This window comes from Salimicrobium humidisoli (assembly GCF_002295105.1).
In the GTDB taxonomy this organism is placed as follows: Bacteria; Bacillota; Bacilli; order Bacillales; family Halobacillaceae; genus Salimicrobium; species Salimicrobium humidisoli.
The window spans coordinates 101,699-115,890 of sequence record NZ_NSGH01000005.1; the positions used below are offsets into that span (position 1 = coordinate 101,699).

Genomic DNA, 14,192 nt, shown 5'->3' on the forward strand with positions numbered 1-14,192 from the left:
TTGAAATGAAATCATTTAAATCTGTATTTCGCAAGTTTTTTTAACTTTTATATTAATTTCAAGGTGTAGCAATACAAAAGTAAGCGTTAACAAATTATTGCTTACCTTGTAAAAACATTGGGGGATTTCACCTAATTGAACGATTATCATGGTAAAGTTTAAGGAAAGAAGGCATTGTTCAGTAGACCTTATTGCTCCTCTGAACCTACAGATTATAAATCTGATCAGTACAGATGAGCGCCCTGGAAAAACTCTGCAAAGGTTAGCGCCAGTCCATGGAAATGAATCTAAAAACGGGAGGGAGTACCATGGCACGCAGTAAAACAAAAAAACCAGTCTACAAACGATTCTGGTTCTGGACAATTTTGATTTTAGCCATGTTAGTCATCGGGAACCTTGGGGACGAAGGGAGCACCGAACAGACGGAAAGCACCTCAAACAGCGAACAGGTGGCCAGTGAAGAAAGCGAAAGTAAGGAAGAAGTGGAAGCCAGTACGAAAGAGAAGGATAAAAAGGAAAATAGTGAAACGGGAAGCGAGAAAGCCTCAAAGGAAAAGAAAGAGGAAAATAATAAAATAACAACTTCTCAGAAAAATGCGGTGCAGGAGGCTGAGGATTACTTAGAGTTTTCTGCCTTTTCCAGAGAAGGTCTCCTTAACCAACTGTCTTCTGAAGCAGGGAGCGGTTATCCCCGGGAGGATGCCGAATACGCTGTGAACCAGCTGAAGGTGGATTGGAATGAGCAGGCGGTGAAAAGCGCGGAAAATTATATGGACGTCAGCGCCTTTTCTGAACAGGAGTTGAAACAGCAGCTCACTTCGGATGCCGGGGAAGGTTTTACCGAGGAGCAGGCGCAATATGCCATCGATCAAATCGATTTCAGTAAAGAGGAGACAGTCAGCGAAGAATCCTCTGAAGAGTCCTCCGCAGATAGTAGTGAATCGGAAAGTGATATGACTACTTCCCAAAAGAACGCCCTTCAGGAAGCGGAGAGTTATTTGGAATACGCAGCTTTTTCCAAACTGGGTCTTATCGATCAGCTGTCCTCCGACTATGGTAGTGGCTATCCCCAGGAGGACGCTGAGTTTGCAGTGAATCAATTGGATGTAAACTGGAACGAGCAGGCAGTGAAAAGTGCAGAAAATTATTTAGAGTACAGCTCTTTTTCAGAAAGCGGGTTGAAACAACAGCTCACTTCGGACGCCGGGGAAAAATTCACGGAAGAACAGGCCCAATATGCGGTCGAACAGATGAATTTCGGAGGAAACGAAAGTTCTTCGAATGAGTCCTCTGATGATGACGGCAGTTCGGATGGTTCTATGACGAAATCTAAGCAGAACGCGGTGGCACAGGCAGAGAGCTATCTGGAATTCAGTGCTTTTTCCAAAAAAGGTCTGATACGACAGTTATCTTCGGACGCGGGAAGCGGGTATCCGCGGGAAGACGCTGAGTTTGCGGTGAATCAGCTGGACGTGGACTGGAACGAGCAGGCGGTGAAAAGTGCGGAAAGCTATCTGGATACGATGTCCTTCTCGAGAGATGGACTGATCCAACAGCTATCGTCGGATGCAGGAAACGGATTCACCAGAGAACAGGCGGAATACGCAGCTGATCAGGTCGGTCTGTAGCTGCGGAGGTAACTGGAGAGAATTGAAACAGGAGAATATGAAAAAAATGCTTTCCATTGTTGATATGGAAAGCATTTTTTAAAATCAAGATTAATGGTCGTGATCTTCCATTCCTTCGGCTCTCGTCTTGTGTACAGTTCCGTGGTCGTGTTCCGGAGGTGCATAAATAGAATAGATTTTGAGCGGCTTGTCGCCTTTGTTCGTTACGTTGTGCCATTTTCCTGCCGGAACGAGCACTATGTCATCGTCGCCTACTTTCTTTTCGAAATCCAGGTTGTTTTCACTGTCTCCCATCTGTGCAAGACCTTCTCCTTCTTCCACCCGGAGAAACTGGTCCAGTTCGTGATGGACTTCAAGACCGATATCTTCACCTACATCTATGCTCATCAAAGTGACCTGAAGATTTTTTCCGGTCCATAAAGCTGTACGATAGTTCGTGTTCTCTTTAGTGGCTTCTTCAATGTTCGTTACGAATGGGGCAGAGCCGTAATCTTTCAATTCCATCGTTATCCCTCCTGAAGTAATAATCTGATCTTCCTATTCTGTACCTGTTTCTGTCTGAAACTAAACGTTGCATGTCGTTCATAACAGCCTCCGTATCAAAAAACAGAGTCCCCGGGAGGCTTTCCCTGGAACTCTGTTATAAAACCTTGCTGAAGGTTATGCTTTTACCAGAGCTTCTTTACCATAGTAAGAAGCTTTGAATAGTTCTTTCATCTGTTCGAAAGATGTTTCGCGTGGGTTAGTGCCTGTGCACGGATCTTCGAGAGCGTTCTCGGCCATCGTGTCCAGATGCTTGTTGAAGTCTTCTTCGGATACGCCGAAGTCCTGAAGCGTCGTTGCAAGACCGAGGTCTTTATTGAGCTGATAAATGTATTCTACAAGAGAATCTGTCAATTCAGCATCGTTGTTCCCTTTCAGGTTAAGACGACGGGCAACTTCGGCGAAACGATCTTCCACCACTTCACGGTTGAACTGGATGACGTAAGGAAGATAAATCGCGTTGGCATAGCCGTGCGGAATGCCGAATGTCGGACCACTCTTGTGGGCCAGGCTGTGCACGTTACCGAGTACGGCGTTCGCAAAAGCCATTCCTGCCATCGCCTGAATGGTGTGCATCTGTTTTGCAGCTTCCTGATCCCCTTTGTAGGAAGCGAGCAGGTTATCTTTGATCACTTCAGCTCCCCCGAGGGAAAGGATGTCTGTATACAGCGTGCGTGGTTTCGCTACGTACGCTTCAATCGTATGGGTGAAGGCATCCATGCCTGTATAAGCGGCGATGTGCTTAGGAAGTTCCTCAACCATGACAGGGTCGATGATAGCGACATCCGGTGTCAGTTCAAAGTCCGCCAGCGGATATTTCACGTTCGTCGTTTCATCGGCGACGACAGACAGGTTGGATACTTCGGAACCACTTCCGCTTGTCGTCGGAATGCCGGCGAATTTCGCTTTCTGGCGAAGACGTGGCAGTTCGAACGGTTTCACAGCATCTTCAAAAGAGAGATCCGGATATTCGTGGAAAAGCCAGATCGCTTTAGCGGAGTCCATTGCAGATCCGCCGCCGATACCGATAATCCAGTCCGGCTGGAACTTATCAAGGTCTTTTGCACCTTTTTTCACCGCTTCGAATGTCGGTTCTGTATCGTAGCCTTCAAATACTTCTGTTTCTATATTCGCAGCTGCCAGGTGTTCCTGGATCTTTGTAAGGTTTCCGTTTTGTTTTACGGAACCGCCGCCGATGACGAGTGCAGCTTTCTTCCCTTCAAAGGACTCCAGTACTTCCAGTGCGTTCTCTTCAAAATAAATATCACGTGGAATCGTAAAACGACTCATAAATAATAGCCTCCTTCAGTTGGCTTCGTTGATTAGTCTCTTCTTGATGACAGTTGCCGTATTAATGAAACGGCAACGCTTGAGCAGTGTTCCCTCTTTGAATTTCATTAAACAAAAAATTCTAGTTATGGTGATTTAAGGGAACGATCACTGTCGCTTGGGGAGTGTTCCCCGTGTTCACTGTATTAAACACAAATATCATAAAAGGATTATCGGGATTTTAGACGAATGACATATGTAGAAGGTAAATTAAGGAGATTACGCATAAGCAGGAGGAGGGGAGACCGGAGATGAATAAAAACGAATCGAACCGTCGTCTCGCGGAGCGTCTGGATAAGCTGGAAAGAGAAATGGAAGAAATAAAATCTATGCTGAAAGACAGAGAGACGGAACCGGAAGAGAAGAAGGGGACAAAACAACCGTTTTTTTCTCAACCGGAAAGGCGTGATTCCTATTCGTCCGAAGAAACGAAAAAGGATGAGGGAAAAACGAAGCCTACAGGGAGAGACTGGGAAGCGTGGATCGGCCAAGTGTGGCTGCCGCGTGTCTTCATCGTTGTCCTGTTGATCGGTGTGGTGTGGGCATTTCAGTCCGCCGTCGAGAACAACTGGATTACGGAACCGATCCGTGTTCTTATCGGGTTTGTAGCTTCCGTAGTCCTCGCCATCACCGGGGTGTACCAGACGAAGAGAGAGCGGAGAGGACTCGGGGTCAGTCTGATCGGCGGGGGAGCGGGCGTATGGATATTCTCCACCTTTGCAGGTACCGTTCTGTACGGACTGATTCAGACGCCGAGCGCTTTTATTCTGTACGTCATCGGCATCTTTACAGGATTGTACCTGTCGCACGTATATAAATCCCAGGCTCTCGCCGTCTTTTTGACTATAGCAGGATTCTTCGTACCATTTCTCGTTGGAGGAGAAGGGGGGGACTTTTTCGTATTCTTTTTCTACGAGATGCTGCTCGTGGTGGCTCTTGGCGTCTATGCGTGGAGACGGGAATATATAGTTTTACTGTATGCGACAACGCTGCTTCCTTCCGTTACGTTTTTCGTTTATGTAATAGCCTCTGCGCTGACAGACACACTAGGGAACAACACCGGACCTGTCGACCAGTATGATATATTCGCCTACACCGTCGTAGCGATACACATAGCCCTCTCTATTCTTCTGTTCTATTCGGAAGCCCTGTCCAGGGCAAAGGGGACGCTCCTTTCGCTTACGTTTACAGCTGCAGTGATCTGGCTGTTTGTAACTCCTCTTTCTCCTGCTTCTATATATGAATACGGGTGGGTGACTCTGATTGTTTCCGTACTCGATGCTTTTCTCGTTGCAGGCGCTCTTCTTTACGGAGGAATCGCTTACCGGATCCGACACAGCGGGGACATGCTGTTTCATTTATATACACTGTTCGCAGTGGTGCTTGGAACGTTCGAGATATTCCGTATCTTCGATTACGAAGGATCCGCGATTCTGTATCTTGTGGAAGCAATCGCTCTTTATCGACTCGGCTTCGGCATCAACAGCCGGGTGCAAACCGTTCTCGCATCCATCTTTTTCATCATCGGTGCTTCCTTAACACTCAGCAATCTCGAGTATATTGAATCCGCAGTGGACGTACCAATATTTGAAGGGGTCACCGCAGCTATCGTATCAGGCCTTGTTTATCTGCTTTTCCGTTCCTATACGGGTAATAAAGTGATGACGGACATCGTCCGGCGTACGTGCGTTTACGTATTTGCCGGAGCGGGCATCGGTTTCGCACTTCTTACCCTGACGCAGGTAGCCTTCCAGATTGGAGAGGAGAACTTTTATGACTACCGGGATATAGCGGTATCAATAAGCTGGATCCTATTCGCAGTGGCTGCACTGACAGCGGGGATCCTGAAAGATAAGAGACCGCTCCGTATTTTCGCGATAGTATGGATTTTCATTACGCTTGGAAAAGCTTTCCTTGTTGATATTTCCTATATTGATGCTATCGTACGTGGGCTGCTGTTCATCGGACTTGGTGTAGTGGGAGTGCTGGTGTCGAGGTTTTTCTATCGGGCGAATAAGCAGAATGACAACTAATAAAATGTTGAAATAAGTAAGACAGGTGGGTTTTTAATAAATCCAGCTTCTTTAAAATATAATTGACCTTGCTGCCGTTTTTGTAAGTGAATGGGTGGGAGTGGCTCATTTTTCCTTTATACAGTAATTACTGTTTCAGGAATGAGTCCACCTGTCTAATTTATTTTACCTTTATATGTTCGCCCTTCTTTTTTAACATGTAATCAAACTTGTTAGGAGGTTGTAGGTTGAATAAGAAGTTAACTTTTAATAGCTACGGTTCTTTTATTAGTAGTCTCCTTACCATGCCTTTCTTTTATTTACTTATATATGATTTTATCCCGATAAATTTCCGTTTGGGTATTGTAGTAGTTGGAGTCATGATTCTGGCTACGTTCATATTAGGTATAATGGCTTGTTTTAAAGATGAAGAAAAAAATTATTTAGCGGTTGTTTCATTTATTATAGGAGCGGTCAATGCCTTCGTTTTTGGTACTGGGTTATTGATGTCTCAAATGGCTTTGGCTTGATTTGAAAAGAACGCTGGTGATTCACTGAACTACAACCTGAAAAGCGGGGCACTTTTCATAAGCGCCCCGCTACTCCGGTATATAGTTCAAGCTGAACTCTAGTACCTGGACTTCATTAATATCTATGCTAAAATCTTCCCGTCTTCCATATGAACGACCCGGTCTGCGAAAGAAAGCATCTCCGTTTCGTGAGTGACGAGGAGGGTAGCCATGCCAAGCTCTTTCGTCATGTCTTCGAGAAGCTGCATCACTTCTTCCGATTTTTTCGAATCGAGACTTGCTGTCGGTTCGTCGGCGAACAAAACGGAAGGGCGGTGGATAACGGAACGGGCGATGGCGGCCCGCTGTTTTTCTCCTCCGGACAGGGAAGAAGGGTAGGCCTTCCTGCGATGGGAAAGCCCCACCTTGTTCAAGATAGCTGTCACTTCATCTTCCTCTTTCTTTTTCCCGGCAACCTCAAGCATCATGAAGAGCTGTTCCTCAACGGTCAGGAACGGGACGAGATGGGAGGACTGGAAAATGAAGCCGAATTCTTCGGCCCGCACCTTACGTAACTTTTCCTCTTTTACATCAGCCAGGTTCTTCCCTTTAAATCTGATTTCACCCTCGGAAGTTTCCTGCAGCCCTGCGGCTATGGTGAGCAGCGTACTTTTCCCTGAACCGGAAGCCCCGGTCAGAGCGGTGATCTCTCCCGGGCGGAGGGAGAGGTTCACACCTTTCAACACTTCTTCTTCGACTTCTCCGTTTTTGAATGTTTTTCTGATATTCGTTAATTGAAATGTTTCCATAGTTACCCCTCTCCCTGCTGGATCGCTTCCAGCGGTTTAATTTGACGTATGCGTAATCCGGAAAACGTGGAACCGACGAAACCGACGACGAGAAATACGGCTGCAAGAGCCAGGGTCGTCGAAACCGGAAGATCATAAGGCATCGCTTCCGGCAGGAGAACTCCTGCTGTCTGACCTGCGAGGCCGGAGAGCAGTACAGCCAGACTGGTGATCGTCAGCATCTGGACCCACATCATATAAAACAGGCGTCTCGTACGAACACCGATCGCTTTCAGAATGCCGAACATCCCCGTTTTCTGTACGTTCATCATGTAGAAAAAGATCGCAAACAGCATGCCGCTGATCAGGACGAGGAACCAGAGAATCATCGACAGAGTCATCTGTTCCGCCTGATAGCTCGGGATGGAGGACAGGAATTCGCTCTTCGAAAACGTCTCCAGTCCGCTTATATCTTTTGCATTCTCTGTATAAAGAACCTGGAAATCTTCGATGCGGAACATGGAAGAAAACTCTTCCTGATTTACGAAAGCGGCCGGGGAGTGGCTGAATCGTTCATTATCCGCGAACCCGGTCACTTCCAGTTCTTCACCCGTCTGCGGGTGTGTAAGCGTATCACCGACAGAGACTCCTTCTTCTTTAACAGACGAATCGAGTACAACCTCTCCTTTATCCGGCTGCGGGAATGGGGAGGTTGAGGTGGAAGTGAAGAAAGCGAGCGAATACTTGCGTTCTGATTTCTCAAGGCCTCCCATCTGCACGGAAAAAGCGTAATTGTTCTGACCGGTGGCACTCTGTACAGTGGCTTCATCCAGATTGGAACGGGTGTAGGAACCTTCTGCATCCTCCGTCAAATGAAAATTCCCCTCGGGCAGATTACGGATGGACGCCATATTATCCTCCGAAAGACCGTTCGCGAGTCCGGATAATAGAAAAGTCAGCAGGCTGATCAGAAAAACGACCGCGCCTATGATCAGGAACCTCGTTTTATTTTTTTTCATTTCTTTTAATGCCATATTCATCTGTTCTTCAACCCTTTCTGTATAATAAAAACCTTTCGTTCCTTCTACTGACTATGGTAAACCAGCAAGGTGAACGAAAGGTTAACGGGGTGTTACAGATGAGGAAGGGTGATCGTGAAGACTGTGCCTTCTCCAGGAATGCTCGAGACGCTCGCCGTTCCTCCGTGAATGTCGGTGACTTCTTTGACTATGGAAAGGCCGAGTCCGGTGCCGTCTGTCGTGCGTGACCGTGCTTCATCCGCCCGGTAGAAGCGGTCGAACGCCCGGCTCATTTCCGCTTCACTCATCCCTATCCCTTCATCCCGGACGGAAACTGTGATTTCTTTATCCATATTCTGTAAGGAAACGTGGATGGAAGAATCGGGTTTTGAGTATTTGATGGCGTTGGTGATGAGGTTGTCCCATACCGCCTGAAGGAGTTCCGCATTCCCGCTGTATGTTGCTTCATCGAAAGTGTACGTCAACGCCAGTCCTTCCGAGCTGATTCTCCAGTGATAGCGCCGGAGCGTCTCTTCCAGCTGACGTTTGATATCGAAACTTTGCCGTTCGATAAGATTTCCGCTGTCTTCGATGGACGAAAGAAGAAGGAGCTGCCTCGATAATGTGGACAGTCGCTCTGTTTCATCCTGAATAATCTTGATGTATTCTGTTTTCTCTTCTTCGGATAGCTCGGGGCTTTCCAGAAGGTGACTGTAGCCGCGTATGTTCAGCAGGGGCGTCTGAAAATCGTGACTGACGTTTGATACGAAGTTACGACGGAGCCGATCGACTTCCCCTAGCCGGTCGATCATGGAAGAGAAGTTTCGTGCAAGCGTTCCGATTTCATCTTTCCGGTGAATGTCGGGATGCACGGTGAAGTCACCTTTTTTGATGACGTTGGTCGTCCGGGAAAGTTTGCGGATCGGGTGAACGAGAATCCCGGAAAAAAGAAGCATCGCCAGAAGACTCAAAATGACGATGACTACTGCCATCTGACCGAAGAGAATGTGAACTTCGTTAAAAAGAAGTTTGATATCCGGACGCAGGAACAGCGCATGAGGCTCACCTTCTATCGTTACAGGCACCCCGACGGAATTCCGCAGTTCGTTCGCGAAAAATCCGGTGACGAAAATCCCTGCCGAAAAATCCCTCATACCGTGATACGTTTCTCCGTCTATGACGCGCTGCACGTCCTCTTCCGGTAGATCCTTTCCGTCAAAAGGATTTCCGAAAAAACTGGACTTCTCCGGCCCCTTCAGGAACAGCTGATAACCGGTTGAGGCCGTAGTGGACAGGTAGTCCTCCGGATTGTCGGACGACTCGGCGTAGGAAGCTATCTGTTTTGCGATTTGCATGTTCTTTCGGTCGGTTTCGGGCTTCAGGTTGTTCTGATAGTAAGCATTCGCCAAAAGAAAACCGATGAGAAAGCTCGCACTCATAATGATAAGGGTGTACAGCAGAAATTTTGTGTAGAGGGACCTCATTACCCGTTCACCTCTAATCTGTACCCGACGCCGCGCACCGTCTGTATGGTGACACTGTGAGTAAGTGGTGCGAGACGCTCTCTCAGTCTTTTTATGTGGACGTTCAGCGTACGCTCGTCTCCTTCGAATTCAAGACCCCACACCTGTTCAATCAGGTGGTCTCTGCTGAGCACACGGTTGGGGGTGGAAGCGAGGAGAGCGAGAAGGTCGAATTCCTTCAGCGGAAGCATGAGGTGGCTGGTACCGATCCGGACGTCGTAATTATTCCGGTCGATTACGAGTTCCCCCGCTGCTAATGACTGGACATTCGGCTTGTCATATCTTCTGAGCACGGCTTCGATCCGGAACAGCAGTTCTTTAGGTTCGAACGGCTTCACGATGTAATCGTCCGTCCCGGCCCGGTATCCCTGTTCTTTGTCGTGCAATTCGCCTTTAGCCGTAAGAAGTATGACGGGAAGTCCATAATCTTCCGTGACTATTTTCGTTAAAGTGTATCCGTCCGTTCCGGGCATCATGACATCGACGACAGCCAGATCGATTCCTGACTTATCCAGCACGGATATAGCTTCATCTGCATTGGAAGCTCTGTATGTCTCGTATCCCGATGATTCAAGCGTCCGGGAGACGAGCTTTCTGATATAAGGATCATCGTCTGTAATCAGTATGGAAGTCATGCGTTTCATCCTTTCCTGTACATTCCTTCTTTTAGGATAACAAAAGAAGGTGAACGGAAGGTGAACAAAAATCTTAGTACAGGGAGAACAGGCGCTGAATTTGAATAAATTCCAGGCAGATGATATATTTACAAAGTAACTTAAATAGTAATGATTACGATTTAGGTTATGTTATTTGCTACTATTTCATTAAATATAAATTTATATTTACAGGGAGGTTCATATAGAATGGCTAAAAAGTCGAAAATCGCGAAAGAACAGAAGCGTCAGCGGATGGTCATGCAGTACGCCGACTTGCGTAAAGAACTGAAAGAAAAAGGGGATTACGAAGCTCTTCGGAAGCTTCCGCGCGATTCATCTCCGACCCGTCTCACCGGCAGATGTGAAGTGACGGGACGTCCGCGGGGGTATATGAGGAAATTTAAAATGTCGAGGATCGCTTTCAGGGATTATGCACACAAAGGACAGATTCCGGGTGTAAGCAAAGCCAGCTGGTAAAAATTTGTGATATTGCTCTAAATTTAAAAGCCGCAATAACCAACCGGATCCGGTGTTGTTGCGGCTTTTTGGTTAGTTTCTTCATTAACGTCAACGAGTACAACGTTCGCTTTCTCTTTGGCGACACCGAAGCCGATACCTCCGGATCCGCCCGTGATGACAGCTGTTTTTCCGTTAAGTTTACCCAGAAGTCATTTCTCCTTATACACGCCCCTTTTATCACTGGAAACAGAGGCAGGAAACGAAAGTGGTCCAAGGTACCCCTCTATCCGGCCTATATAAAAAAAGCCCGTTCATTTTTAATGAACAGGCTGGGGTGGACTCAGCCGAACATACTTGTGGAATGTTTCGGCTGTACCCGGGCACTCGGGTCGATGAAATTCTTGGCGTTGTTGACGGCTGTCGGCCCTTCGCCGAAGCCTGAAGCGATCAGTTTCACTTTGCCTGGATACGTACAGATATCTCCGGCTGCGTAGATACCTTCGATGTTCGTTTCCATCTTCTGATTGACGACGATACTGTTCTTATCGATATCCAGTTCCCATTCCTTAATAGGACCGAGAGAACTGATGAAGCCGTAGTTGACGATAAGATCGTCGATGTTGATGGATTCTTCTTTCTCGCCCTTCACTTCTTTCAGTACGACCTGGTCGATCGTTTCGTCCCCGACAAGCTTTTCGGGCGTGAAGGGGGTGAGCGTGCGGACGCTTGAATTCTCCAGCTGTTCCACGCTGTGCTCGTGAGCGCGGAAGTTGGCTCTGCGGTGTACGAGTGTCACTTCGTTGGCAATCGGCTCCAGCATGAGAGACCAGTCTACAGCCGAATCGCCGCCGCCGCAGATCATGACGTTGTGGTCGCGGAAACGTTCCATATTATTGACGTGGTAGTGAAGGTTCGTTTCTTCGAAGCGCTCCGTATCCTTGATTTTCAGTTTGCGGGGTTCAAAAGCTCCGTTCCCTGCAGTGATGATAATCGTCTTCGTGTAATGGACATCTTTGTTCGTAGTAAGTTTGAAAGATCCGTCTTCCTGACGCTCTACCGTCTGCACCGCTTCTTCCAGTGTAACGTCGGGATCGAACGCCATCGCCTGTTCGGTGAGGCTGTCCACGAGTTCCTGTGCTCTTACTTTCGGGAATCCGGCGACATCGTAGATGAATTTCTCCGGATAAAGGGCGGTAAGCTGACCGCCGAGATGGGGCAGGCTTTCGATTATGTTGACGGATGCCTGACGCATACCTCCGTAAAAAGCAGTAAACAGGCCGACAGGTCCACCACCGATGATTGTAATATCATGAACTTTTTCACTCATATAGGGAACCTCCTGTATATACAAAAAATCTCTTATTTATAGTTTAGCACAATTATTACAATAGATAATTATAGAAAGATTCGCAAGCGAAAGGTTGAAAAACAGAACAAAAAAAGCTAAGATGATAGCTGAGACATTTATGAAAGCGTTACTTTCGCAGTAATCTTTCGACTTTTTCGCCTAATTGTGTGAAATGTGTCACAAATATATAAAATGGATGTGATTGGAATGAACAGACCAAATATTGTTATTTTGGGCGCTGGTTACGGTGGCATGATGACTGCCTCCAAGCTTCAGAAGAAAGTCAGTGCCGACAGTGCAAACATGACCCTCGTCAACATGCACAGCTACCATTATCAATCTACGTGGCTGCATGAAAACGCAGCCGGGACGCTGCATCATGACCGTACGAGAATGGAAGTGGACAGTGTTATCGACACGAACAAGATCAACTTCGTGCAGGATACTGTAACAGGTATCGATCCCGATAACAAAAAGGTGAACCTTCTGAACGGGGAAATCTCCTATGATTATCTCGTAATCGGTCTTGGATTTGAGGCTGCGACGTTCGGAATCAAGGGACTTCTCGAAAACGCCTTTACCATCTCAAGTATCAATAAAGCCCGTCTGATTCGTCAACATATCGAATATAACTTTGCTAAATACAATAACGAAAAAGATAAGAAACAGGAACGTCTGAACCTTGTAGTAGGCGGAGCAGGGTTTACGGGCATCGAGTTCGTAGGTGAACTTGCCAACCGTGTTCCGGAACTGTGTAAAGAGTATGACGTACCGCGTGAAAACGTACGTATCATCAACGTCGAAGCTGCTCCGACAGCACTTCCCGGTTTCGATCCGGAGCTCGTGGAGTACGCAATGAACTCCCTCGAAGCTCGCGGCGTAGAGTTCAAGCTCGGCGCGATGATCAAAGAAGTTACAGCGGACAAGCTTGTTTACGAACAGGGTGACGAAATCGAAGAGATCCCTACCAACACAGTCGTATGGGCTGCCGGCGTTCGCGGAAACAGCCTTGTGGAAGAAGCCGGATTCGAATCGAACCGCGGTCGTACGCCGGTACGTGAAGACCTTCGCCCTAACGGTTACGATGATGTGTTCATCGTCGGGGACTGTGCTCTCATCATGAACGAAGAGACAGAACGCCCGTATCCACCGACAGCACAGATCGCTATCCAGGAAGCGGAACATACTGCCGGAAACCTTAAACGTATCGTGGAAGGTAACCACAACCTGGAACCGTTCGAGCCGAACATTCAGGGTACGGTAGCTTCCCTCGGTAACAAAGACGCGATCGGTGTCATTTTCGATGATAAGAAGATTTACGGCTGGACAGCTACTGCCATGAAGAAAATCATCGATAACCGCTACCTGTGGAAAGTCGGCGGAGCCGCACTCGTTCTTAAAAAAGGTAAACTCAACTTCTTTAAATAAAAAGAAAAACAAAGGTCCGGGAACGGGCCTTTGTTTTTTTAAGTGATGGAACGGGCGCTTGCGCTTTTCTGACAGGAATACTACAATATAGCTTGTATCGGAGTGAGAGTAGGGGGAAGAGTATTGGATATTGTACAGTTTGCGGTTTCCATATTATTGTTTTTCGTTTTGTTTTTCGGAATATCATTTTTATTGAACATGGTATTGCGGATGTCATGGTTCATGCTTTTCGTTTTTCCGCTGATCGTACTTCTGATCGTGGATGATTTTCCTTTGAACCGTTACTTCCGGGAGCCTGGAGGCGCCCTCAGTGATGTGTGGTCTTCGATTCTCGCTTTAAGTGTGTTTGATATCATCATCTTACTGAGCGGCTTCCTCGGCACACTTGCAGCAGGAATTGTCATCCGACTGTTACGTAAAAACGGTTATCAAATGTTTTAAGCATCTGAATGTTATTCGGATGCTTATTTTAATGCACAAATATATAACAAACGATGCCAAAAAGTAAGTCTACTCATAAAATGGAAACGAAAAAAACAGCATAAATGGTGTTGGTTGCACACCAGGGCAGGAAGTTACGGTTCATCCTTTGATTACACCGATTGATGCACGCCAATTACGGGGAATCCAGAATGATTAACCATATGAGATAGCCAAGTATTCAGCAAAAGATGAGGAGTATCAGGTGAATCAATCGATGCTTGAGGTATTCTATAAGGTTTTGAAGGTAGGGTTGTTTAAAGAGGGTAAACTAGATAGACTATAAGGAAAAGGATGCAACAACATAAGTGTATGCTCTCTTACACAATCGGGACCCTTCGGTATTTATAGAGAAGGAAAAACGTTTATTGACCGAAGATGAAGAGAACGATATTAATGTTCAGGTGTTTAAGGATATGGAGGTGGAAAATGAGTAAGTTGACGATTCAGTCGCTGGCTATTGGTCTTGT

At 46.8% G+C, this 14,192-nt stretch carries 14 protein-coding genes; 7 read left to right on the forward strand and 7 right to left on the reverse strand.

Annotation, left to right across the window (positions count from 1 at the left end):
- The first annotated feature begins 308 nt into the window (after positions 1-308).
- Positions 309-1,628: an Ltp family lipoprotein gene (locus tag CKW00_RS04575; RefSeq protein WP_158221276.1), complete on the forward strand. Its 1,320-nt coding sequence runs from the start codon at positions 309-311 to the stop codon at positions 1,626-1,628.
- Between the two features lie 90 nt (positions 1,629-1,718).
- On the opposite strand, the gene CKW00_RS04580 is transcribed toward CKW00_RS04575, so the two are convergent.
- The gene (locus CKW00_RS04580) at positions 1,719-2,132 is read right to left on the reverse strand and encodes a cupin domain-containing protein (RefSeq protein ID WP_095821593.1); all 414 of its coding nucleotides are present in this window, start codon (positions 2,130-2,132) and stop codon (positions 1,719-1,721) included.
- Positions 2,133-2,288: 156 nt separating this feature from the next.
- A complete protein-coding gene (locus tag CKW00_RS04585) occupies positions 2,289-3,461 on the reverse strand; it encodes an iron-containing alcohol dehydrogenase (RefSeq protein ID WP_095821594.1) in 1,173 nt (390 codons plus the stop codon).
- A gap of 290 nt (positions 3,462-3,751) precedes the next feature.
- On the opposite strand from CKW00_RS04585, the gene CKW00_RS04590 reads away from it, so the two are divergent.
- Positions 3,752-5,533: a DUF2339 domain-containing protein gene (locus CKW00_RS04590; protein WP_095821595.1), complete on the forward strand. Its 1,782-nt coding sequence runs from the start codon at positions 3,752-3,754 to the stop codon at positions 5,531-5,533.
- Between the two features lie 227 nt (positions 5,534-5,760).
- Positions 5,761-6,042: a hypothetical protein gene (locus tag CKW00_RS04595; protein ID WP_095821596.1), complete on the forward strand. Its 282-nt coding sequence runs from the start codon at positions 5,761-5,763 to the stop codon at positions 6,040-6,042.
- 122 nt (positions 6,043-6,164) lie between these two features.
- Here CKW00_RS04595 and CKW00_RS04600 read toward each other — a convergent pair whose 3' ends face one another.
- The 4 genes from CKW00_RS04600 to CKW00_RS04615 all read right to left on the reverse strand — a co-directional run bounded on the left by CKW00_RS04600 (position 6,165) and on the right by CKW00_RS04615 (position 9,986).
- A complete protein-coding gene (locus CKW00_RS04600; protein WP_095821597.1) occupies positions 6,165-6,830 on the reverse strand; it encodes an ABC transporter ATP-binding protein in 666 nt (221 codons plus the stop codon).
- Positions 6,831-6,832: 2 nt separating this feature from the next.
- Positions 6,833-7,828: an ABC transporter permease gene (locus tag CKW00_RS04605; RefSeq protein ID WP_332889038.1), complete on the reverse strand. Its 996-nt coding sequence runs from the start codon at positions 7,826-7,828 to the stop codon at positions 6,833-6,835.
- Positions 7,829-7,941: 113 nt separating this feature from the next.
- A complete protein-coding gene (locus tag CKW00_RS04610) occupies positions 7,942-9,312 on the reverse strand; it encodes a sensor histidine kinase (RefSeq protein WP_095821599.1) in 1,371 nt (456 codons plus the stop codon).
- Entirely contained in the window at positions 9,312-9,986 is a 675-nt protein-coding gene (locus tag CKW00_RS04615) for a response regulator transcription factor (RefSeq protein ID WP_095821600.1), read from the reverse strand. Before CKW00_RS04615 ends, CKW00_RS04610 begins: the two co-directional genes overlap by 1 nt.
- A gap of 228 nt (positions 9,987-10,214) precedes the next feature.
- Between CKW00_RS04615 and rpsN the strand changes: the two genes are divergently transcribed.
- The gene (rpsN, locus tag CKW00_RS04620; protein WP_093107397.1) at positions 10,215-10,484 is read left to right on the forward strand and encodes a 30S ribosomal protein S14; all 270 of its coding nucleotides are present in this window, start codon (positions 10,215-10,217) and stop codon (positions 10,482-10,484) included.
- A gap of 322 nt (positions 10,485-10,806) precedes the next feature.
- Here rpsN and CKW00_RS04630 read toward each other — a convergent pair whose 3' ends face one another.
- The gene (locus CKW00_RS04630; RefSeq protein ID WP_093107400.1) at positions 10,807-11,793 is read right to left on the reverse strand and encodes an NAD(P)/FAD-dependent oxidoreductase; all 987 of its coding nucleotides are present in this window, start codon (positions 11,791-11,793) and stop codon (positions 10,807-10,809) included.
- Between the two features lie 228 nt (positions 11,794-12,021).
- On the opposite strand from CKW00_RS04630, the gene CKW00_RS04635 reads away from it, so the two are divergent.
- From CKW00_RS04635 to CKW00_RS13890, 3 genes are all read left to right on the forward strand, one after another.
- Positions 12,022-13,242 carry an NAD(P)/FAD-dependent oxidoreductase gene (locus tag CKW00_RS04635; RefSeq protein WP_095821601.1) on the forward strand — a complete coding sequence of 407 codons (1,221 nt, stop codon included), beginning with the start codon at positions 12,022-12,024 and terminating at the stop codon, positions 13,240-13,242.
- A gap of 123 nt (positions 13,243-13,365) precedes the next feature.
- Positions 13,366-13,683: a YuiB family protein gene (locus CKW00_RS04640; RefSeq protein ID WP_095821602.1), complete on the forward strand. Its 318-nt coding sequence runs from the start codon at positions 13,366-13,368 to the stop codon at positions 13,681-13,683.
- A 347-nt stretch (positions 13,684-14,030) separates the two neighbouring features.
- Positions 14,031-14,159, forward strand: coding sequence for a hypothetical protein (locus CKW00_RS13890; protein ID WP_269845280.1), 129 nt, complete (start codon positions 14,031-14,033; stop codon positions 14,157-14,159).
- The last annotated feature ends 33 nt before the right edge of the window (positions 14,160-14,192 follow it).